Below are 22,386 nucleotides of genomic sequence, written 5' to 3'. Positions count from 1 at the left end.
TATTTTATATGCCTCGATTTAAGAAAGTAAGTTCTTCGAATCTCTGAATAGCCTCTTTCGGTACATTTTTACCCATTCTTACCATCATCACATTGGCCGGGTGTTCCGTAATGTCCGGGTCATCTGTAGCTCTCTTTTGCAATCCCACTGACGAGAATAACCGGGTCAACATTTTTTGATAACTCACCATGCTTAAACCACTGTTCTTTAAATCCCAGTGCCAACAAAATTCAATGGTTATAATGATGTGATTCTCTACAAAACCATGATTGAAGGCTTCCGCTAATAAATAATGGGCTACTTTGTCCTTTCGCCATTCTGGGCTAATTTCTACTGCCCCTAATTCCACAATATAAGGGTGCTTACTCCAACGGCTATACTCGTCCGGGTAATGGAAGGTTACATAGCCAATAATTACATCTTGAAACCTGGCAATGAAAACTTTTCCTTCCGAAAGGTTGGAAATTAACATCAATGCCTCTTGCTGTCGGGCCGGTGGACGGAAATTTTTTAATCCTGCATCCATGGTTAGACGAGCAATGTAATCGCTGCTACAAGGTCCTTCCAAATGAATAATCCCGCGAGGTGTTCTGAGTATACCATTTTCGATTTTGACAGCCAGGGATTCATTCTCATTATTTGACTCAGTATCAAAGGCAATACTCATCGCTACACCCCCTTAGAAAAACTGATGCCAAGTCTTTAGACGTACCTACAGGATATAACCTAGGTCATAACCTTATAGGTTACAAGCAAACAGGTAGGCAAACCGGTGGAAGTCTAGTTTGCCTTTTTATGCCTATCGGAAAGTATATATTTTTTGATGTGATAGGTCAAGAAAAAACCTTTTGGACTTTATTTTTTACCATTCAAGGTACAGATTTAACCTTTCAAGTTTATTATATGTTACTTGTGCCTAAATTTACAAGCATTTAACTATTTTAAATTTTATATTGACAAAGGACTTACTTTTTTAAACTGATTCGACAGGAAAGACATTTTAAAACCTCTAAAATTTGAGCACAATGTAAGCTTGCAGCGAATTATGCAGGAAAAAATTTACAAATAAAGGAAGGGAAGTAAAAGAATAAAGGGAATATAACAAGAGTGAAAGACATATAATTCCATTTTTGCCGTTTATTATAGTACAGGAAGGTGATGGAGGATAGTGACCACCAAACTTAACTCATTAACGGATGTTTTAAAGAAAACACTTTTCTTTTTTGATGGTTTATCCATTGAAGAAATAACTCCTTATGTACAAAAAAAGATGATGCAAGATTATTCCAGCGATAAGGTAATGGAAAGAATTCGACTGTGTTTGAAGCAACATGCCTGCTTTTATGCTGATCAAAATGGTAAATTTCGTTTAAAACTACAGGGGTACCCAGAGAATGATCACTTTTATCAAATGCTTATCAAGCGACAACAACCTATTGCTTTACGCCAAGTGGTCAGTAACCCGGTGGCACGAAAAAAAAGAATGCGTAAACTAGCAGAAGAAGCAGCATTAATGCCGGACGGCCGCTTTGTGCAGTTAGATAACGGCAACTGGGGATTAACCGAGTGGAATGTAGAGGCGGAACAATATTCATTAAAGCATTTAGTTATTAAGGCGTTAAAACTGCACCAGGGGGGGCTATCCTCTCAACAATTGTTTGAATGTGTAAACGAGTGGCGTGTCACTAGTAAACCCGCTGTAATGCAAGTGCTGAGTAAATTTCCTTATTTTGAAAGAGTTAGCAGTGATGTTTGGACTTACAATCCCCAGGCCCAGAGCATTTACGATGATTTAGTAAAGAGATATTTAAATATCTTAAACAAACAAAAAAAGCAGTGGCAAAATGAAAGAACGAAGTTGCTGCAAAAAAATGAGAAATTTATCTATCAACTTAATGAATTGGGCTCGGCACAACGGGAGGCCGCTGCTGCATTAGCCCAAAGAGCTTCGGTAGTTGAACAATACAATCATTTGGCTACCCAGTTATCAGAAAAGGATCTCTTATTAAATCTTCGCAAAAAAGAAATCTTGCGCTATCGTCATGAATTAGAAAGAACTGAAAATAAAGCTAACAGCATCCTCTACCAATGCCGTTTATGGGTTCGTAAGGCCAGAGAAGAAGAACAGGCAAAGGCTCAAATAAAAGATGTTTCTGAGAAAAACCAATCTAGTTTAGAGGGGCTATTTACTAAACTTCAGCAATATAAAGAAAGGGATCGAGAAAATAAAGCACGCTTAGCTGAATTAAAAGAACGTTATAGTACACGGGTTGCTGAACTACAAACTGAGATAGTGGAACTAAAACAGAAAATAGAAAGATATCAGCAAAATGCCCAGTTCGAAGAACGCAAACTGCAACAGGATATTAATCTTCTAAGTAACGACCTCAAGGAAGCTTTGGAGGGTGGAGAGGATCTGCAAAAGACACTCCGCTTAACGCAGCAGGAGTTAAGCAGAGTGCAAGCAGAAAAGATGGAATTAGAAAGCAGACTTAAAAGACCCTTAGTGAATATTGCCAGTAAATTTAGTCGTTTTTTTGGCTTATAATGTACGCAAAGGAAAGGGGTGCACTTCAGAGGCACCCCTAGATATTTGTCACCTTTTTTATAATGATGCCAGTACCAATTAGCATATCTTTACAAGGCAATATGATAGCTACAGTTGCCTGAGGCGGCGCATGAATGGTAGTTACGGAATTTGCACCAGGGTAATTTCCTACCCCTACTGAGGGAACAACTGTGTTTTTCAAACAAAAAACATCTTGCTTTCAAAAAGCGAGATGTTTTTTGTTTGAAAAAGGAATTATCCCCATAACTGTGACCTTAAAAAACCATGTCCGAAAATGGCCAGATGTTTTGGGGAAACGTGATATAATAAACCAATTCAGGAAAGGGGGCGAAAAGATGACGGATAACAAAAGTGCTCTGTATGCAGCGTTCAAGGCAAAAGATGCACGCTTTGACGGGCGTTTTTTTGTTGGTATATCGTCCACAGGAATCTATTGCCGCCCGGTATGCCGGGCAAAGCAACCCAAAAGCGAAAATTGCACCTTTTACACCACGGCGGCGGAAGCCGAACAAGCGGGATACCGCCCTTGCCTTTTGTGCAGACCGGAGCTTGCCCCTGGCACTTCAATTACCGACGCTACCGCAACGCTGGCTCGCAGAGCGGCAAGATTGCTGGAAGAAAACTGCGGCAGCGGGCAGAGTTTAGATGAACTGGCCGGAAGACTTGGTTGTACCGCCCGACACCTGCGGCGTGTTTTTGCAGATGAATACCATGTCTCGCCGGTTCAATACCTGCAAACATGCAGATTGCTCCTGGCTAAAAACCTCCTTACGGATACAGACCTGCCCGTTCTCGAAGTCGCAATGGCTGCAGGTTTCAACAGCTTGCGCCGCTTCAATGATCTTTTCAAAAAGCAGTACAACCTTTCGCCTACGGCTTTACGGAAACGGACTACGGAAGGGAAAAAACATAATGGCAATATTACTTTGGCATTAGGCTACCGACCGCCCTATCATTGGGAAGAAATGTTGAACTTTCTCGCCGGACGTGCAATAACAGGAATAGAGGCTGTAAAAAACGGTGAATACATGCGTACCGTGCATTTGGAAAACACAGAGGGAAAGCATGTATACGGTTGGGTACGGGTAGGACACAGACCCAAAAAGAATGTCTTAGCTGTCACAGTGAGCGAAACCCTGTTACCCGTATTGCCACAAGTATTAGCCCGGATACGGCACCTATTTGACTTATCCTGCGACCCGAACGCGGTGTATGAAACACTCCGGGTAATGAACGACATCCGCCCCGGCCTTTGCGTTTTGGGGACCCGTGTGCCGGGGTGCTTCAACGCGTTCGAAATGGTGGTACGGGCGGTGCTTGGACAGCAAATTACCGTGAAAGCAGCAAGCACATTAGCGGCAAGGATTGTTGATACTTACGGTACACCGATGCAAACCGGGATTGAGGGATTGACCCATATTTTTCCTTTACCTAAAGATATAGTAGCTTTGGACGGAGCTATTGAAAATCATTTTGGCGTGCTAGGTGTTACTGCTGCGCGGTCAAATACTATTTACGAACTGGCACGAGCATTAGTGCAGGGGGAAATTAATTTTGACCTTTGCGCACAGCCGGAGGAAGAAATGAAAAAGCTGATGGCTATTCGAGGTATCGGAAGCTGGACAGCACAGTATATTGCTATGCGTGCTATGGAATGGCCTGACGCTTTTCTTGAAACAGACGCAGGCGTAAAAAAAGCATTACAACCCTACACAGCAAAAGAATTATTGAAAATGGCAGAAGCCTGGCGACCGTGGCGCAGTTATGCCACTGTCAACCTTTGGAACACGCTATAAGGAGGTAAAAATGTATTATTCAACAACATACCCATCACTTGTAGGAACAATTACACTTGCCTGTGACGGAAAGAATCTTGTCGGCTTATGGGTGGCAGGGCAAAAATATCATGGAGATACCATACCCGAAGCCATGCTAGAGAACAACGATATGCCAATATTCGATGCTGCAAAAAAATGGCTGGACAGATACTTTGCGGGTGAAAGGCCTGATATTTCTGAATTGCCGTTGGCTCCCATTGGCAGTGAGTTTCGTCAAGGGGTATGGGATATTTTATGTGAAATACCCTACGGCAAGGTTATCACCTATGGCGACATTTCTAAAAGAATGGCGGCAAAGATGAACAAGGAAAGCATGTCAAGTCAAGCAGTAGGCGGAGCGGTTGGACATAACCCCATATCGATTATTATCCCCTGCCACCGGGTTGTAGGTTCAAATGGCAGTTTAACAGGTTATGCCGGGGGCATTCATACAAAAGTAAAATTGCTTGAATTGGAGGGCGTCGATATGTCGCGGCTGTTTGTACCTACAAAAGGTACAGCCCTTTGATATTATTGAATTCTAAAAATCTGACTGATATACAAATCCATTGTATGAATGGAAAGTAGGGGATAAATATGATATTGGTATTATTTGAGGTAACTATAAAAAAAGATTGTATGGACGGCTACCTCACTATAGCGGCCAAACTAAAGGATAATTTGACAAAGGCAAAAGGATTCATACGTTCTGAACGGTTTTCCAGCCTTGTAAACGAAAGAAAACTGCTTAGTTTATCTGTTTGGGAGGATGAAGAAGCCGTAACGGAGTGGCGCAATCAACACGAACACCGCAAGAGCCAACTTCAAGGACGTGAATCTGTTTTTGAAAGCTATACAATTACAGTTGCATCCTTACTAAGGTCTTATACGGATACGGAACGGCAGGAAGCTCCAAAAGACTCCAACAACTTTTTTAAAAATATTGAATGGGCTTTTTAACTTAGTTTGCCTGAGCGCCAGTAGGGAATGAAAAACACTGTACCGGGTATTACAGAGTGCCCGGTATTTTTGCATAGATATAGGGAAAATGGACAGCTATTGGGAGTTCAAGAGTAATCTTAAAGTATGTGTAACTTGTTTATGGCAGCATTATTTAGAAAACCGGGTGTTTCATTTGCTGAAACACCCGGTTTTCTAATACTCTGCCCCCCGTTAGAGTGGGAGTTTTTGCGTTTCTATAATTTGGGGAATCTCTCGATTACCAGGAAACTCTGAGCCTTCGGGGTGATGAGAAAGTGGGGCACTAAGTAAAACAATGTTTTTTAGATGTTCACTAATTTGCAAATAGCAATTCAACAAATCAATATGAATAAAGCTGGTTTTCTCGCTCTCTGTACCACCGCTTCTCATCCGTGCGATATGACTCATTTTTAACCGAAAGTGCAGATCAGTTAATTCTTCTTGCAAATTTAGTGCTTTTGCCCCCAAGGCAGCGTTATTGGTAGCGAAGGAAGTATTTACCATAAGCAGTATTTCCATCGTTTTATCATGAATAAGCTTAATCTCTTGTTGACCGGAGGGTGAAAAATCTAAATTACGGATATTCATATTTTCTGCTTTACCCAAGATATTTCTTTCAATTACATCTCCAATAAATTCGTATTCTCTGACGATGTTTACCAACGCCATCGAACGATTAAATTCATCCCGCGTCAAAGGATGTCTTAATAGCTGGGTTAAGTAGTTATTGGTAGCGAGGGACAAAAGGTCTACTTTGTCTTCTCTTTCTAAAATGCGATCAACTTTATCCTGGTTGTAGTAATCAAAGAGAGAGTAGATAGGCCTAACCATCTCTGTTACCAGATCGGAAATTTGAATAGTTTCTTTTAGAGACATACCAATGGCCAGTTCTGGACTGTTTAGCAGATGTTCATCGAGATACTTGGGACTAAAAACATTATCTGCTTTTTTATCCTTAATCCACTTTTCCAGGAAGGTAGCAAAATAATGAATAAACGGCAGATATAAAAATGCTATGGTTACGTTAAAGAAAGTATGGGTATTTGCCACCTGAAAGCCGGGTGAAGCTGCCAATGTCTTCATTAAACTGGCCACTTGATTCACGAAGGGAAGAAATAACAAGACGCCCGTTGTTTTAAACAAAAAATGTGCCCAGGCTACCCTTTGTGATTCCCTCGATGATCCGATACTGGAGAGTAAAGGGGTAAAAGTAGTTCCTATATTTGCTCCCAGCAACATAAAAATGGCCTGTTCCAGCGTAATCATTTGCTGCATGGTTAATAGCATAATAATACCAATGGTGGCGGCACTGCTGGAAACCAGGAAGGTAAAAATAGCGGCTACAGCCATTTCTAGGGCCGGGTAAGCACTAAGTTTCGTTAGTATAAGACCTACAGAGGGGTTTGATTTTAAAGGGGCCATGGTATCGGACATGATTTTTAAGCCCAGGAACAACAGGCCAAAGCCCATGATGGCCAAGGAAAGTCTTTTTTTACGATGGGTTTTGCTAAATAATAACGCAAAGGTAGCAATGAAAATCACGGGTAAGGATATTTCTGTCGCTTTTAAGGCTATGAGCTGTGCCGTTATCGTGCTGCCGATATCCGAGCCTAAAAGCACGGCCAGGGTTTCCCGTAAAGTGATAATAGACGCACTGGTTAAGCCAATTAGTAAGACAGTGGTTGCTGTACTGCTTTGAAACAATAGAGTAAACAGCATACCCAGTCCCAGACCTACTAATCGGTTTTTTGTCAGTATAATTAAAATTTCCCTAAGTTTTTTCCCTGCTACTTTCTGTAAGTTGTCTTTCATCAAAGACATGCCATATAGCAATAAGCCCACTCCACCAATCATACTGAAAGCTGCCTGATACCAATTCAAAATATCACCCCCATAGTAGTTCTATTTAAAATATAGAATAGGGGATTGTGACTTTTGGTGCAAGTGTTTTTTTAGCCCATTATTTAGATTCTGCTCATGAAAAGGAGCGTTGTTTGGGAAATCTAATTTTGGCTGGAGATTTGAATACGAAGTATAGTTTACAGCAGGATTTATGAGTTTTAAAAAGGAATCAATGATGATAATGCTAAAATATGGTACGAGGAGTGGAATAATGCAAAGTTTAGAAGAAACGACCTTGTCCTCCCGCAGGGTCTATGAAGGCAAAATACTAAATTTACGAGTGGATCAAGTTTTATTACCGAATGGTAAGGAAAGCAGCAGAGAAGTGGTAGAGTTTTCCCAGGCTGTAGCCATCGTGGCTGTAACCGATGAAGGGAAGGTATTATTGGTGTCACAGTACCGTTATCCAGTGGGAGAAGTATTAAGGGAAATACCGGCGGGAAAAATGGACCCCCAGGAAACACCCGAGGTATGTGCGCTTAGAGAATTAAAAGAAGAAACCGGCTATACAGCTGCTTCTTTAGTGAAGCTAATGGAGTTTTATACTACGCCTGGTTTTACCAATGAATTGATGCATGTTTTCCTAGCTCAAAACCTAACGGCCGGAGAGCAAAGCCCCGACGAAGATGAATTTGTTGAAGTGGAGATGGCCTCTTTGCAGGAAGCCATCGAGATGATTTTTAACGGCCAAATCCGGGATGGCAAATCCATGGCCGGGTTATTGGCGGCCAGTTACCATCTGAAATAAAACGATGAAATGTGGCATAAGTAAACCCCCGCAACCGCTGGCTGACACCAGTAGGTTCCGGGGGTTTTATTAGTTGGTACTTCTACCAGCCGGACGGCGGCTGTTATAGGTTTCCACAATAATTTGGCTATCGGGAGATAGATAAGCAATCTCGGGATAAGGAGCCCCTTCTAGGGAATCTGCTGGTGCACAGGCAATGGAAGACCCGATTCTCAGTTGGGATGGGGAAAGGCGATGGGCCACCACCCGAGCATATTTGTTACCATCGGCACCGGCATGTACCACACCACGGCAGCTACCCATGACCAATACATTACCATAGGCTACCACTTCAGCACCGGGGTGAATATCTCCTAAAACAACTACATGGCCGGGATAATGTACCTTCTGACCAGAACGAAGACTTCTCTTTACCAACAGAGTATCGGTTTGATTGCTTTTTTCTTCACTGGCGGCAATAGAGTTTTGTTGAGGAACTGAGGAGGTTTCAGGGGACGAGGTAGTGCTAGGATTACTGATGATCTTCGTCCGAATGTCTGGTTGATGAATTAAACCGTATTCCATACATATTTGCTCCAGAGCCTGTTTTTGTTCATTCTCCTCAGGTTCTTGGTAGAAGGCAAATTCAGCACCTTTGAAAAAACCCCTGGCAGAGTCCATTTTTTTATATAAATTCTGCTTAATATCTTCAAAATCTCTTTCTTTGTCCAGGAGAATTAAAAGCCCGTGCCGGGTTCCTTTAATACTGACAGCTTCACTCATGTGTGAACACCTTCCAATTTTTACATGGTAAATACTATTTCGACCGCAGGTGACCAAATCCTGCCGACCAAATCGAAAAATTTCTACTCATGCGTTTTTTCTTGTCTAGTACCATCGGAATATCTCAGAAAACGGCCATTGGGCAAGCAAAAATAAAACAATAGGGGACACCAGGCCACAAGGAAAGTAAGCAAATGCATGGCCAAATGAGTGTGTCCTAGCAACATTTGGGGCAAGCGAGACAATTCTGCTGTCAGGGACAACAACAATGAGACCGTAAATAAAGGACTTTGCCAACTCAGCAACGGAACTGCGGCTAGCATCCAAGATAGATACCAAGGTTGAAACCACTTATTAGCGATTACTAAAAAGGCCAGCAAAATAAGGACAGTATTGGTCAGGAGGATGGGCAGATCATGCTGTGACTTCTTTCGCCATAGCCGGAGCAAAAGAATGAAATAAATGAGTGAGAAGACCATGGTTAAAACATGGGAGATGATTGCAAAGGAAGTAACTTTTTCGCTGGTCGGCCACAGTCCCTGGGCTATTGTAAACAGGATGTAATGCAGAGATTTAATGGAATAAAAATTTTGTTGTTTTACGACACCTTGTAGTGTGGTTACACCCTCCCAATAGGGTAACCACCAGATAAACACAAGCACCAGAGAAAGTAGGCTCCCTATCAATAGACTGCTAAACCAACGTCGTTTTAACAGCCAGCATAGGAAAAGTGGTGCTAACAGAACCGGTGTGTATTTTACCAGTACCGCTAGGGTTAAAAAGGGCAGAGAGAATAGACCACGTCTAACGGTAAGTGCATAAAAGGCAAGGATAATAAAGGTAAGCAGTAAGGCATCGTTATGGGCATGACCTGGTAATTCGAATAGTAATAATGGATTCCAGCCATATACCAACATGGCCTGAGAAGATTTGATACCGTAATTGCGTGCGGTAAATCCTATCAGTACAGTATTGATCAAGTGTACCAGACCTGCGAATAACTTAAAAATAAGTACCGTCAAGCCAAAATGATGATTTGTCAGGGCCACCAACCATTCCGCTACCTTTGTCCAAATAGGACCATAAACACTGGTTAAGAAGCCCCAATTAGTGGTACTGAGAAAGGGATCTAAACGCCAAGCTTTAATTTGATGAGCGGTGGTTAGATAGGGATTAGCCTGGTATTGCTCTGCTAGTTGGCCGGTGGCCATGTAGTAATATACGTCCTCACAGGCGAAGGGGAATAGGAGTACCAGCAGTAGGGTTAATGCTGTGGTCCAACCCAACACCTCAAGGTTGCTGGCAGTAACGGCTCCATCCCGCATGGCCTTCCAATAAAGGAAAAAGGCTATCACAAAAACCAACGCTAAGAGAAAGGGCATGAAGGCACCACTTAGCTGTAGACCCTTTTGCCAAGCTGGATAACTGGCAAGCAGCAGGACAAGCCAGGTGATAATTGTCAATAAACCGGGAACCAAAAGTCTTTGTTTCATCCAGAGCCACCCAGAAAAGGTTATTTTAACCAACTATTACTTTAGTATACCCGGTATAGTTCTATTCAATGTTGGTAAAACTCGGTATTGGTTAGAAAAACTTGGCTTGTCTGAATAATAATCACTAAGGAGAGCAGCCATCATGAGCACCAAAGTTCCCGTGTTATCCCTGGTTCTACCTATGTATAACGAAGAAGCCAATGCTGAAAAGGTAACCCAAGAATTGTTGCAGGAATTAACCAAGGCAGAGATACAGCACGAATTGATATTGGTGGATAATGGTTCTTTCGATGGAACCGGACTTATCTTGGCTCAATTGTCTCAAGAATATCCAACAATTAAAGTTGTTAAGGTAACACAAAATCAAGGCTATGGCTGGGGTATTATTAACGGTTTGCACTGGGCCAGTGGGGATTACCTGGGTTTTATGGGCGCTGATGGACAGATTGATCCTAAGGATGTGATCAGAGTCTTTCGGGAAGCACTGGAGAAAAATTATCATCTGTGCAAAGTGAATCGCTATTACCGGGAAGATGGACTGGTAAGAAAGGTTGTCTCTCACATATTTAACAAACTCTTTGTATATACATTTAAGGTAAATGTTGGTGACATTAACGGTTCGCCTAAGATTATGACAAGGCTTTGTTATGAAAAACTAACTCTTAGCTCGAAGGACTGGTTTTTGGACGCAGAGGTGATGTTGAAAGCACATGATTTGTCTATGACAATGGGGGAGGTGCCCGTGGTTTTTCGTCGGCGTAACGGGGGGCATTCCAGTGTTCGGGTGAAAACTCTCTGGGAGTTCCTACGGAACATGGTTGCCTATCGTAAAAGGGGTGCTTGGAATGAAAGTAGTGATCTTGTGTGGCGGGAAGGGGACCCGGCTTAAGGAGGAAACGGTATTTCGACCAAAGCCTCTGGTAACAGTGGGGGAAAGGCCTATCCTTTGGCACATCATGAAACTGTATGCTCATTATGATTTTAAAGAATTTGTCCTTTGTCTTGGTTATTTGGGAGAGATGATTAAGCAATACTTCCTGCAATATCAACTGATGAACAGTGACCTCACGATTTGCTTTACACCAAAACCAGAAGTACAGATCCATCAAAATCCAAAATTGGACTGGCAAGTAACTTTGGCAGACACTGGTGTGGAGGCCATGACGGGTTGTCGACTCAAACGTGTAGAAAAATTTTTAGGTGATGACACTGATTTTATGGTTACCTATGGGGATGGCCTAAGCAATGTAAATCTTCAGGAACTTTATGAATTTCATAAAAGGCACGGTTGTATGGCTACCGTTACAGGGGTACGGCCATTGTCTAGGTTTGGAGAGCTGACCGTGGAGGGAGAAGAGGTCAGGGAATTCAGCGAAAAAACGCAGGTTACAGGGGGCTGGATTAACGGAGGGTTCTTTGTCTTTCGCAGAGAGTTTCTTAACTATTTAATTGATGAAAATAGTTGCATCTTAGAAAGAGAGCCTTTAGAGCAGATGGCTCGGCAAGGACAATTGAAAATTTATAAACATCGGGGTTTTTGGCAATGCATGGACACCTATCGGGATATGGAGCAGTTAAACAAGCTTTGGCGAATCAGTGAGGCGCCTTGGGAGGTATGGAAAAATGAATAGTTGGCAGGATAAAAATGTTTTAGTCACCGGCTGTACCGGCATGATTGGCAGTTGGTTAACTAATAAATTGGTTAAGAATGGGGCCAGGGTTGTGGGGATGATCCGTGATCACGTTAGCTTTAGCAATCTCTACCAGGAAGGCACCATCCAAAGCATGGCCGTAGCCTACGGGGATATTACCGATTATCAATTTGTTAACCGAGTTCTGGCGGAATATGAAATTGACACGGTTTTTCACTTAGCCGCCCAAACCATTGTTTCCATTGCCAACCGATCGCCCTTATCTACCTTTGAATCAAACATTAAGGGAACCTGGACAATACTGGAAGCCTGTCGACTTTCTCCTACGGTGGAACGGGTGGTTGTTGCCTCCAGCGACAAAGCCTATGGTCCCCAGGAGAAATTACCCTACAGGGAAGATCAGCCTTTATGTGGCAGACATCCCTACGATGTCTCAAAATCCTGCTGCGATCTCATTGCCCAAAGTTTTTATCACACCTATCGCCTACCGGTAGTTATCTCTCGCTTGGCCAATGTTTATGGTGGTGGAGATTTAAACTTTAATCGCATCGTACCGGGCACGATTAAGGCAGTGCTGCAGGAGCGATCACCCATTATTCGTAGTGATGGCAGTCCCCTGCGGGAATATCTGTATGTGGAAGATGCGGTGAACGCCTATCTTTGTTTAGCGGAAAATGTGCACCGTTTGGAAGTGATGGGGCAAGCCTTTAATTTTGCACCCCACCGGCCCTATTCGGTGAAGGAAATGGTTGAAGAAATCATCAAGGTGTCGGGAAAAGATTTGCATCCTGTTATTCAAGGTAGGGGAGCGTTAGTAGGGGAAATTGATCATCAGTACAGTGACAGCAATAAATCCCGGCAATTATTAGAATGGTTGCCTCAATGGGATTTGGCCGCAGGACTTAGCAAAACCATAGAGTGGTATCATCGATATTTAAAGGAAGTGAAGGGATTGGGGTAAAAACTCGGGTACTGGTTACCGGATCAACTGGTTTTATTGGTAGATGCCTGCTAAAGAGGTTACTGAGGGAAGAGGTTGAAGTAGCAACCTTAACCCGTGGTAAAAGCTCTTCTTTTATAAAACAGGAAAATGCAATCAATATTCAGGCAGATCTATTGGACTATCCGAAATTAAGTCGTAAGGTAAGGGATTTCGCACCGGAGGTAATTTTTCATCTGGCAGGGGTACGACCGATGGAACGTTCCTGGGCGGCAGTGCAGCAGGCCTATCAAATAAATTTGTTGGGTACCATGAATTTGCTACGGTCTCTGCAGGAAGGACCTTGTAAATCCATCATTATTATGGGCAGCACGGCTGAATACGGTCGAGGGCAAGTTCCCTACCGAGAAAAGCAAGCCTTACGGCCGGGATCTGCCTATGGAGCTGCCAAAGCAGCAACAACTATTTTAGGACTATTGGCCTGGCAGTATTTTGAACTACCGGTAACGGTGTTACGGCCTACTCTGGTTTATGGACCGGGTCAAGGAGAACAATTTTTTCTGTCTCAATTGTTGAGAAACCTTCTTCTGGACAAACCCTTTGCCATGACGGCAGGGGAACAATATCGGGATTTTATCTATGTCACCGATGTTGTGGAGGCATTATGGCAGGCTTCCTGTAACCCTACTGCAGTGGGGGGAATATACAATATTGGTAGCGGAATCTCACTGCCTTTACGGGAGGTAGCAGAATTAGCTGCCGCGATGTTAGGGCGTAAGCATTTGTTACAGTTAGGTGCCAAACCCTATTCGTTGGACGAACAATTTGCCTATTGTGTAGATATCACGCTGGTCAGTCAAATTTTAAAATGGCAGCCAGAAGTCTCTCTGGAGCAGGGGTTAACTGCTACCATTGGCTGGTATCAACAGTTGTTTAATTATCATAGCTTGTCATAAATCTGGGTCAGTTTGACCAAAATTATTGTCCATTACCTTGACATAATCTGCTATAATTAATTTCATAATTAGTCAGTAAATTCTGCCGCACCGAAAGTGCCGCATCCCTATTGACAGAAAATCGGAGGGAATGGAATGAGTAACATGTTGGATTATGAAAAGGAACGAAAAGAATTCCAGTGGAATGTGCCGGAGTTTTTCAATTTCGCTGGGGATGTTGTCGATAGATGGGCAGAAAATCCGGACAAGCTGGCTATGCTTTGGGTGGATGAACAGGATCAAGAGATTCGGAGAACCTTTAAAGATTTTAAAGAACGTTCGAACCGACTGGCGAACCTGCTGATGGAACAGGGTGTACGGGCCGGGGATGTCGTTATCCTGATTATGCCTCGCTATATCGAGTGGTGGGAAACCTTTCTGGCTTGTTTAAAAGTAGGAGCTATTGTCAGCCCTGGAACAGTTCAACTAACTTCGAAGGATTTAGCTTATAGAATACAAACTGCCCAGTCAGTAGCGATTATTTCAGATGTTAAAACAGCCAATAAGGTTGATGAAATTAAACAGGAACTTTCTTCCTTAAAACTAAAGATAGCTGTAGGAGAGCCTAAGGAAGGCTGGTTGCATTATCAAACGGAAATGGAGAACCATAGTACAGAATTCGCGGTAGTTAAAACAAGAAGTGACGATGGAGCCATTCTTTTCTTTACCTCTGGCACGACGGGTAACCCGAAGATGACATTGCATACCCAAGTCTCCTACCCCTATGCCCATTTTGTGACGGGTAAGTATTGGTTGGATTTAAACCCAGCAGACTTGCACTGGAACCTGTCTGATACCGGTTGGGGAAAAGCCGGTTGGAGCAGTTTATTTGGTCCTTGGAGCATGGGCGCGGCGTTATTTGTCTACCATGAGACCCGTTTTAGTACCAAGCGTTGCTTAGAACTTCTGCAGAAGTATCCCATTACAACTTTCTGTGGTGCACCCACCAATTACCGGATGTTGGTACTGGAGGACCTGTCCCAATATAAATTCCCCACACTGCGGAGTTGCACTGGTGCAGGAGAACCGCTAAATCCAGAAGTTATTGAGACCTGGAGAAAGGCCACGGGGTTAACTATTCGGGATGGTTACGGTCAGACGGAAACAGTACTCGTAATAGGTAACTTCCCCTGTGTACCAATACGTCCCGGTGCCATGGGCAAACCAGCTCCTGGTTTTGAGGTGGAAGTAATTGATGATACTGGTGCAGTATTACCTCCGGGTAAAGAAGGGGATATCGCTATTAAAGTGTTGCCCCAGCGGCCTGCTGGTTTGTTTAAGGAGTATTGGCAAGAACCAGAACGCACCCAGCATTGTTTCCGTGGGTCCTGGTATATCACCGGTGACCGGGCGGTAAAGGATCCAGATGGATATTTTTGGTTTGTAGGCCGGACTGATGACGTAATATTGGCTTCCGGCTACCGGATTGGCCCCTTTGAGGTGGAAAGTGCTCTTATCGAACACGATGCGGTAGCTGAATCTGCAGTGGTTGCCAGCCCGGATGATTTACGGGGTGAAATTGTCAAAGCCTTTGTGGTATTAACCGATGGTTATCAGCCTTCACCTCAATTGGTTAAAGAACTTCAAGACTATGTTAAAAAAGTAACCGCACCCTATAAATACCCCAGGGAAATTGAATTCGTGGACGCTCTGCCGAAGACCGTCAGCGGCAAAATCCGCCGGGTACAACTTAGGGAAATGGAGTGGTCTAAGAAAAGTAAAAAGTAACGAAAGCAAAAAACAAACCGCCGAGTTTCCATGGCGGTTTGTTTTTCTTATCTGTAGCAGCATGCGACATTATTTAATCCCGTCAATTTGACGGGATTAAATAATGTCCAATACAAGAAAGATAAGTAAGCCAATAATAAGTAACAGCAGTAAGCCCAGGCAGATATAAAGTGCCACTTGCATAAGTCAAAACCTCCCTTATGATAGGATAGTACAATATATGGAGTACTAGGTTAGGTTGTGAAAGACACGCTTAGGAATTATTAGCAAAAATATCAAATACATGAATGTTCATCCTAATTTTGGCAAGAATAAAGAAAATTTCTATTGGGGGGACTAATTTGTCTGCTACGGTTGCTCAGGTAATCGTCCAACAATTGATAAGTTGGGGCGTAAAACATGTCTTTGGGGTAGTGGGAGACGGCATATTTTATTTCCTGGATGCCTTGGCACGTCAGCCAGGTATAAAGTATTATGCGGTTCGCCATGAAGAAACGGCTGCTCTGATGGCCTCGGCCTATGCCAAACTGACTGGTGAAATAGCCGTATGTACAGCTACCACTGGACCGGGTTTTGTTCACCTATTGAATGGGTTGGCTGATGCCCAAAAGGATGGCGTTCCGCTACTGGCGATAACTGGTCAGGTTGCTCGCCAAGACATTGGCACGCATAAGAAGCAATATTTGGATCAACAAGCTTTGATTCACTCGCTAGTCTCCTATAGTAGTTTGCTGACAGACCCGCAGGCTACCGGCAAGATAATGAACCAGGCCTACAAATCCGCCATTTCTAAAAAAATGGCTGCTCATATAACCATTCCCATGGATCTATTTAATTTACCGTGCAATGAACAAATTCGTCAGCCAGAACCCTATTTGTTTACGAGGACAAGTTCCGATCAAACGACCATACATAATGCCATAGCCTGGTTAGATAAGGCTGAGCATCCCGTTATACTTGCCGGCGTTGGAGCGAGAACCGCTCATGTGCAAGTGTTGGAACTGGCAGAAAAGTGGGGGGCGGGGGTTGTCCATACCTTAGGAGGCATTGGTGTAATTCCCGGTGAACATCCTTTGGCTCTGGGAGGTTTGGGTCATGCTGGTAGTTTAGCGACAGAAAAAATCCTTAAACAAGCGGATCTCTGCTTACGAATTGGTGCAAACTGGTGGCCGCAAAACTACATTCCCCAGGATATCTCGGTTATTGAATTAGATGCTAAACCCGCCAATGTCGGTGCCAGCTCTACCGTTGTCTATGGTTTGGTGGGAGATGCCTCGCAAATATTACCTGAACTGACAAGCTTATTACAGAAAAGAGAGCGACAGTCCTGGCGCATGGCCATTTCCCAGGCCCGTGAAGTTTGGCGTGTTCAGATGGAGCAAGAAGGAAACCAGGACGGCAGTCCGGTGCCACCGGCCAGGATTGTTCAAGCCATGGGTAAACTGTTGCATCAAGAAGCGGTGGTTTGCCTTGATACCGGGGATCATACCATTTGGTTTGGCCGAAATTTTTTTCCTAAACAACAGCGGGTAATTCTCTCGGGAAAATGGCGTACCATGGGTTTTGGAGTACCGGCGGCCCTGGCCGCAAAGATAGCCAACCCGGAGCGGCAGGTTGTTGCCTTAGTAGGGGATGGTGGTATGGGTATGTTGTTGGCAGACTTCACCACAGCAGTGAAGTACGATTTGCCAGTGGTTATCATTGTTGTTAATAATGGGGGGTTAATTGAGGAAAAGAATCGCATGCTTGTTGGCAACCTTGTTCCAGAGGGAGTTAATCTACATAATCCTAATTTTGCGGAATTTGCCCAGGCCTGCGGTGGAAAGGGATTTTGGGTAAAAGACAGTACAAAACTTGAGGATACGCTAAGAGAGGCACTCCTGTGCGGTAGACCTGCTTTGGTGGATATTATAAGTAATGAGACAATGGTACCAGGTACTTTGGCTCCTTAACGCAATTTCAATTTTGTAGCGGCCAGAGCCAAGATAAATAAGAAAACACTGCCTAATAATACCCATTGTAAAAAATTACCAAATTTTAGCATTTACTATCACCTCAACTTCATTATGCTGCCAAGAGTGAAGTTTCATTCCCAAAATATAAGCATTTTGTCAGCTGGATGATAGAAAAATTTAAGGAATATAAGATAAACTAATTCACAATATTTGAATATAGTTTTTTTGCCGATACGAAATGTAAATTTTTACGTCTTTATAAGGGGAAAGACTTGATTTTATTTTTAAATTAGTTCACTATAACCATATCGTTGGTTTACCCATTATATTAGTAACCATGAAAGGAATGATTCCCATGCGAAAAATATTGATAGCTCTGTTGTCCATGGCCATTGTGGCTCTGGCTCTGTGGGTAGTCCCCAACGTTACCTTGGACACCAATGCCTTAATGGAAGCAATTAAGAACGGCAAACATTTAATATAAGCATAAATAACGAAAGAAAACAGGCAGCGTAGAGGAGAGGCTGCCTGTTTTTCTTATTGACATTATTATATTTTTCGCACTGGGTGGACATCGATAATTTTCCAGCTACCTTGGTGATCAATTAAATAAAACGTCTGTTCAGCAATACCTTTAAATGAGTTTTCTTTGTTTTCCCCAAAGGTAAGGGTGACGGTAATTACATCGTGTTGTCCTTGGTAAGTAGCTTGGTAAGACACTCGATCCTCAAAGGCTAGTTGCCAATATTCGTGCTTCGTATGTTGCCAGGGAAATGTTTTTAGTTTGTCGTGAAGAATTAACTGAGCCAGCTTCGGATTTTTATCCTTCTCATTCAGCTTAATAAATTCTTGTACTTTAACCAGTGGATTAGAGGTCTGCCAATAGACAGGGAAGGGATTAAAAAAGGTATAGGTCTTAGTTTCCCAGTCTAGCTTGATCGGTATCTTGTGGTTTTTATTGTTCACCTTATCGTTAACCATGATGTATAATTCTTTGACATCCAAGGGGACATGTTCCCCATAAACTTGAAAGGAATGTAGGTTAGAATTTGCGCTATGATTTGTTGATGTCCCCCCCAGATAACCTACCTCATAAGCTCCAGCTAGCCAGATGTCCACGGTTTCCGGAAAAATACGATCCTCCAGTGATAAGACAGGAGACAGATAGTAGCCATTTATAGCGGCTTTACCATGGTTATCATCAAAGGTATAGGGAGAACTGTAAAATGTTATGGTTTTATAAAAGGGCATTATTAAAAATGGGGGCAGTTGCTTACTAAATTCTGCATACCAAGGGAGATGATCATAATCAAATGGCTTGCGTTCAAAATTTACCAATGATAATTCCCGCAAATAAACCTTTGTATCTCCTACCTGAATATTTTCGTTTAAGGGGATACTTTTAACCACTAAAAGATGTTGGCGATAAAAATAAAGGGATATAATTGACCATAGCATAAGCAAGCAAAGCAATAACCAGATGATTTTTCGCTTAGTACCCTGCTTATTCTGTTTATAATCCAGTACAATACCGTTAATTTTAATATGATTCTCCATTGGAGCACCACCTCCTTACGACACTTATCCTAAAACGATAACCACTCTTTTTTGCTTGGCGCTTCCGATAGTTCCCCAATTAATGGTATATTACATTCAGAAATAGTATAATGCCTTCAATATTTCTAGGAAGTGACTGAGTAATCCTTTTAATACCTTGGTAAAATCATGAATACCATGAGAAATTATCAAATATTTATTGAGAACTTATAGAGAAGAAAACGCTAGGCTAAAATAGCTTGATCATGATACTAGTTTATTTTGTTATCGGTCACAAATGGATGTACCTAATGACTATATTTAATAATAAATAGAGGAGGCTTAGGGTATGAAACCAAGAATCAATATTATTACATTGGGGGTTGAAGATTTCCAGAAATCATTGGCTTTTTATAAAGAAGGCCTAGGATGGGAATTATCAAAGGCAAGTAATGATAACATTGCCTTCTTTCCTTTAAACGGCATAGTGTTGGCCTTATATCCAAAGGACGCATTAGCTGAAGATGTTCGAGTCTCTCCAGAAGGTAGTGGTTTTTCTGGGGTGACACTTGCTTATAATGCCAATGATCCAGAGGAAGTAGATCAGATCTTGATGACTGTTGAAAAGCTAGGAGCAAGGATTGTTAAACGAGCTGAAAAGGTATTTTGGGGTGGCTATAGCGGCTACTTTGCAGACCCCAATGATTTCCTTTGGGAAGTGGCCCATAATCCTTATTTTACTTTTGATGAGCAGGACAATTTAGTTCTGCCTTAATCATCAGATAGCAGCAGATACAATTTTTTAGTTCTATCTTCCTGTTCATTTTCAAAATCTAATTTTCAAAAGCCCTGGAGGATTTTTAAATGATATGTCCGCTTGATTGCCATGAATGTCCTTTTTCCGATGAGTGTATTAATGACGATGAATACATTGGGGAAGAAGAGTTATTATAACCTTTTTATAAAAAAAGATAACTTTCCCGTTATTTTAGAGGAATAAGACAAATGCATTTATGTTGAACAAAAAAACCTCTATAAGGAGGTTTTTTTGTTTTGGGATTTATATGCATGTTAACATAAAAGTACCACCTTGGTTGCCAATGATAATAAAAAATCGACCACTTGGAGAGCCAGGCAAGAGATCAACATGTGGAGGGAAAGGAGGGGCTATACCAAAGAATAGATTTATCAGAAAATTTAAAAATCTTAAATTTGAAGGTGAGGGTGATTTTTGGGTTATCAGGGTGGTCAGCTTATAACATTGCAACAATATTAGTAGATTAAAATTAGTTTTTTTTGGAGGTATTAGGAAATGCTTAATCAGTTGATCAATGAAATTATCCCAATACAACTAACCAAGAAAATTATGTTTTCGATTATTTGTCTAACAGTTATTCCTATGATGATAATGGCTGTTGTAATGCCTATTGGCATAATAAAAATTGGTAAAAAAGAACAGGAAAAAATGTTATATGCCGTGGTTGATAGGTTAGACGATAGCTTAACCCAAAGTTATAGTGAAATATTGGATAGCCATGGGGCTAGTAGTAAGGATATTAATGAACAGGTTAAAGTTTTAAATAGTGTTTTACAGCCGATATTGAACGAGGTCTATGATTCTACTTTAGATGTTGGCATAGGTTACTACTCTATTGAGCTGGACCACATAGTGGCCATAGCTCCAAACTTTGAACCGTCTAAACTGATTCGAGTAAATCATGAGCAATATCCTTACTTTACTATCTACAATTCTGGCAAACCAGAGTTTGGTGAGTTTAATAATTCCTTTGGGTGGAATGGGAAACCTATTCTTTATTATGCCAAACCCATTTATCATAATGGAAAAATAATAGGACACGTTTGGGCAAATATAAAGACCGATGACATTTATAATAAAGCATTGCACGACACCGTTTTAGTTATCAGTATTTGGTTATGCATTATAGGACTTGTGTTAGCAATAGCCTATAAGATATCAAAGAATTTACATTTAGAGATGAAAAGATTTGCGAAAGCCTTCGTTTCAGATGAAAATTTGCCTACTAGCTTTATGCCAGAGTTTATCCCTATCTTTGACAAGATAAAGGAGCATTCAGCAAATTTAAAAAAAGCGAATCTTTTACTACATAATGAAATTGAAGAACGTAAAAATATAGAAGAAAAATTAAAAGATAGTGAAGAAACCTTTCGAAATATTTTTGATAACAGTGTAGATGGGATTTTTCTGGCTAAACCCGAAGGAAAAATTCTTGCAGCGAATCCCGCTATTTGCCAAATGCTTGGTATGTCGGAGGAAGAAATATGTCGACTTGGTAGCAGTGGTGTTGTTAGTATACAAGAGTCTGATTTATATCAAATATTGAAAGAGAGAAGGAGAAATCTCCCTATAAGGTGTGAACTGAATTTGATTCACAAAGATGGTTTAAAGATTCCGGTAGAAGCTACTTCAAAAATATATAAAAACAGCAAAGGAGAAGAACTTATCTGCATATTTGTTAGAGATATATCGCAAAGGTTACAAACACAACAAGAAATGGCACGATTGGACCGGCTAAATCTTATTGGTCAAATGGCAGCAGGTATTGGTCATGAAGTTAGAAATCCAATGACTACCGTTAGAGGGTTTCTTCAGATGCTCAGTACCAAAGAAGCGTGTGCCCAATACAAAGAGTATTATCTGTTGATGATAGATGAACTTGATAGAGCTAATTCGATAATAACCCAATTTTTATCCCTAGCAAGAAGCACACCGTTAGATTTGCAATTTCATAATCTAAACCAAATTATAGATGACCTATATCCACTGCTGCAGGCAAATGCACTAAACTCCAATAATAATGTTATCGTTGAAAAATTTCCTATACCTGAAATTGAAATAAACAAAAATGAGATACATCAACTTATTCTTAACCTGGTCAGTAATGGACTAGACGCTATGGGTGAAGGCGGACAAGTTACCATTAGAATCTTTACGGATAATAAAGATTTAATCTTAGCGATTAAAGATGAAGGGTCAGGAATTGCTCCAGAAGTTCTTGAAAGAATTGGGACACCTTTTTTAACTACAAAGGAGCACGGGACTGGCTTGGGTTTGGCAACTTGCTATAGTATAGCAGAGAGGAATAATGCTAAGATAGAGGTAGCTAGCAGTACATCTGGTACAACCTTTTTTGTTAAATTTAAGATAGGATAGATTACCGAAACGGAACGGGCGTTTAGATAACCTATTATTTACAGAGAATATAAGGGAAGCATACCTATGCGTATACTCCTCTTATACTGGGAACTATTGGTCAAAGAATTTTTAT

At 41.7% G+C, this 22,386-nt stretch carries 19 protein-coding genes; 14 read left to right on the top strand and 5 right to left on the bottom strand.

What is annotated here, in order from left to right:
• Positions 1-4: 4 nt before the first annotated feature.
• Positions 5-667: a GNAT family N-acetyltransferase gene (locus tag BUA78_RS13995; protein WP_072915711.1), complete on the bottom strand. Its 663-nt coding sequence runs from the start codon at positions 665-667 to the stop codon at positions 5-7.
• A gap of 501 nt (positions 668-1,168) precedes the next feature.
• Between BUA78_RS13995 and BUA78_RS13990 the strand changes: the two genes are divergently transcribed.
• The 4 genes from BUA78_RS13990 to BUA78_RS13975 all read left to right on the top strand — a co-directional run bounded on the left by BUA78_RS13990 (position 1,169) and on the right by BUA78_RS13975 (position 5,346).
• Complete coding sequence (locus tag BUA78_RS13990) at positions 1,169-2,548, top strand: coiled-coil domain-containing protein (protein ID WP_072915709.1); 1,380 nt, start codon at positions 1,169-1,171, stop codon at positions 2,546-2,548.
• Positions 2,549-2,904: 356 nt separating this feature from the next.
• Positions 2,905-4,365 (top strand): AlkA N-terminal domain-containing protein, encoded by a 1,461-nt coding sequence (locus BUA78_RS13985; protein ID WP_072915706.1) that lies wholly within the window; start codon positions 2,905-2,907, stop codon positions 4,363-4,365.
• A gap of 10 nt (positions 4,366-4,375) precedes the next feature.
• Positions 4,376-4,915, top strand: coding sequence for a methylated-DNA--[protein]-cysteine S-methyltransferase (locus tag BUA78_RS13980; protein ID WP_072915704.1), 540 nt, complete (start codon positions 4,376-4,378; stop codon positions 4,913-4,915).
• 68 nt (positions 4,916-4,983) lie between these two features.
• On the top strand, positions 4,984-5,346 hold the full coding sequence (locus BUA78_RS13975; protein ID WP_072915701.1) for an antibiotic biosynthesis monooxygenase family protein: 363 nt from the start codon (positions 4,984-4,986) through the stop codon (positions 5,344-5,346).
• A gap of 213 nt (positions 5,347-5,559) precedes the next feature.
• Here BUA78_RS13975 and BUA78_RS13970 read toward each other — a convergent pair whose 3' ends face one another.
• On the bottom strand, positions 5,560-7,248 hold the full coding sequence (locus BUA78_RS13970) for a Na/Pi cotransporter family protein (protein ID WP_338011626.1): 1,689 nt from the start codon (positions 7,246-7,248) through the stop codon (positions 5,560-5,562).
• A gap of 232 nt (positions 7,249-7,480) precedes the next feature.
• Between BUA78_RS13970 and BUA78_RS13965 the strand changes: the two genes are divergently transcribed.
• Entirely contained in the window at positions 7,481-8,017 is a 537-nt protein-coding gene (locus BUA78_RS13965) for an NUDIX hydrolase (RefSeq protein WP_084082437.1), read from the top strand.
• Between the two features lie 69 nt (positions 8,018-8,086).
• Here BUA78_RS13965 and minC read toward each other — a convergent pair whose 3' ends face one another.
• Both minC and BUA78_RS13955 read right to left on the bottom strand, forming a co-directional pair.
• The gene (gene minC, locus BUA78_RS13960; protein ID WP_072915698.1) at positions 8,087-8,779 is read right to left on the bottom strand and encodes a septum site-determining protein MinC; all 693 of its coding nucleotides are present in this window, start codon (positions 8,777-8,779) and stop codon (positions 8,087-8,089) included.
• An 83-nt stretch (positions 8,780-8,862) separates the two neighbouring features.
• Positions 8,863-10,272 (bottom strand): MptA/MptB family glycosyltransferase, encoded by a 1,410-nt coding sequence (locus BUA78_RS13955; protein WP_072915696.1) that lies wholly within the window; start codon positions 10,270-10,272, stop codon positions 8,863-8,865.
• Between the two features lie 142 nt (positions 10,273-10,414).
• Here BUA78_RS13955 and BUA78_RS13950 point away from each other — a divergent pair, with 142 nt between their 5' ends.
• The 7 genes from BUA78_RS13950 (at position 10,415) to BUA78_RS20890 (ending at position 18,026) form a co-directional block, all read left to right on the top strand.
• The gene (locus tag BUA78_RS13950; protein WP_072915693.1) at positions 10,415-11,161 is read left to right on the top strand and encodes a glycosyltransferase family 2 protein; all 747 of its coding nucleotides are present in this window, start codon (positions 10,415-10,417) and stop codon (positions 11,159-11,161) included.
• Positions 11,118-11,903 carry a glucose-1-phosphate cytidylyltransferase gene (rfbF, locus tag BUA78_RS13945; protein ID WP_072915690.1) on the top strand — a complete coding sequence of 262 codons (786 nt, stop codon included), beginning with the start codon at positions 11,118-11,120 and terminating at the stop codon, positions 11,901-11,903. The genes BUA78_RS13950 and rfbF overlap by 44 nt, the downstream gene beginning before the upstream one ends.
• A complete protein-coding gene (locus BUA78_RS13940) occupies positions 11,896-12,885 on the top strand; it encodes a GDP-mannose 4,6-dehydratase (protein ID WP_072915688.1) in 990 nt (329 codons plus the stop codon). The genes rfbF and BUA78_RS13940 overlap by 8 nt, the downstream gene beginning before the upstream one ends.
• Positions 12,843-13,820 carry an NAD-dependent epimerase/dehydratase family protein gene (locus BUA78_RS13935; RefSeq protein ID WP_238456830.1) on the top strand — a complete coding sequence of 326 codons (978 nt, stop codon included), beginning with the start codon at positions 12,843-12,845 and terminating at the stop codon, positions 13,818-13,820. Before BUA78_RS13940 ends, BUA78_RS13935 begins: the two co-directional genes overlap by 43 nt.
• 135 nt (positions 13,821-13,955) lie before the next feature.
• The gene (locus BUA78_RS13930) at positions 13,956-15,587 is read left to right on the top strand and encodes an AMP-binding protein (protein ID WP_072915686.1); all 1,632 of its coding nucleotides are present in this window, start codon (positions 13,956-13,958) and stop codon (positions 15,585-15,587) included.
• Between the two features lie 341 nt (positions 15,588-15,928).
• Positions 15,929-17,539 (top strand): thiamine pyrophosphate-binding protein, encoded by a 1,611-nt coding sequence (locus BUA78_RS13925; RefSeq protein ID WP_072915684.1) that lies wholly within the window; start codon positions 15,929-15,931, stop codon positions 17,537-17,539.
• Between the two features lie 358 nt (positions 17,540-17,897).
• Positions 17,898-18,026 (top strand): hypothetical protein, encoded by a 129-nt coding sequence (locus tag BUA78_RS20890; protein WP_274377400.1) that lies wholly within the window; start codon positions 17,898-17,900, stop codon positions 18,024-18,026.
• Positions 18,027-18,091: 65 nt separating this feature from the next.
• Here the strand turns inward: BUA78_RS20890 and BUA78_RS13920 are convergent, their stop codons facing one another.
• Positions 18,092-19,099, bottom strand: a complete 1,008-nt coding sequence (locus tag BUA78_RS13920) for a hypothetical protein (protein WP_072915681.1) — start codon at positions 19,097-19,099, stop codon at positions 18,092-18,094.
• Positions 19,100-19,427: 328 nt separating this feature from the next.
• On the opposite strand from BUA78_RS13920, the gene BUA78_RS13915 reads away from it, so the two are divergent.
• Positions 19,428-19,853, top strand: coding sequence for a VOC family protein (locus BUA78_RS13915; RefSeq protein ID WP_072915678.1), 426 nt, complete (start codon positions 19,428-19,430; stop codon positions 19,851-19,853).
• A gap of 537 nt (positions 19,854-20,390) precedes the next feature.
• The gene (locus BUA78_RS13905) at positions 20,391-22,271 is read left to right on the top strand and encodes a two-component system sensor histidine kinase NtrB (RefSeq protein WP_072915673.1); all 1,881 of its coding nucleotides are present in this window, start codon (positions 20,391-20,393) and stop codon (positions 22,269-22,271) included.
• Positions 22,272-22,386: the final 115 nt, after the last annotated feature.

The sequence above is a fragment of the Desulforamulus aeronauticus DSM 10349 genome (genome assembly GCF_900142375.1).
GTDB lineage: Bacteria > Bacillota > Desulfotomaculia > Desulfotomaculales > Desulfotomaculaceae > Desulfotomaculum > Desulfotomaculum aeronauticum.
Note: the sequence above shows the minus strand (reverse complement) of the source record. Positions and strands in the feature narration are given on the sequence as shown.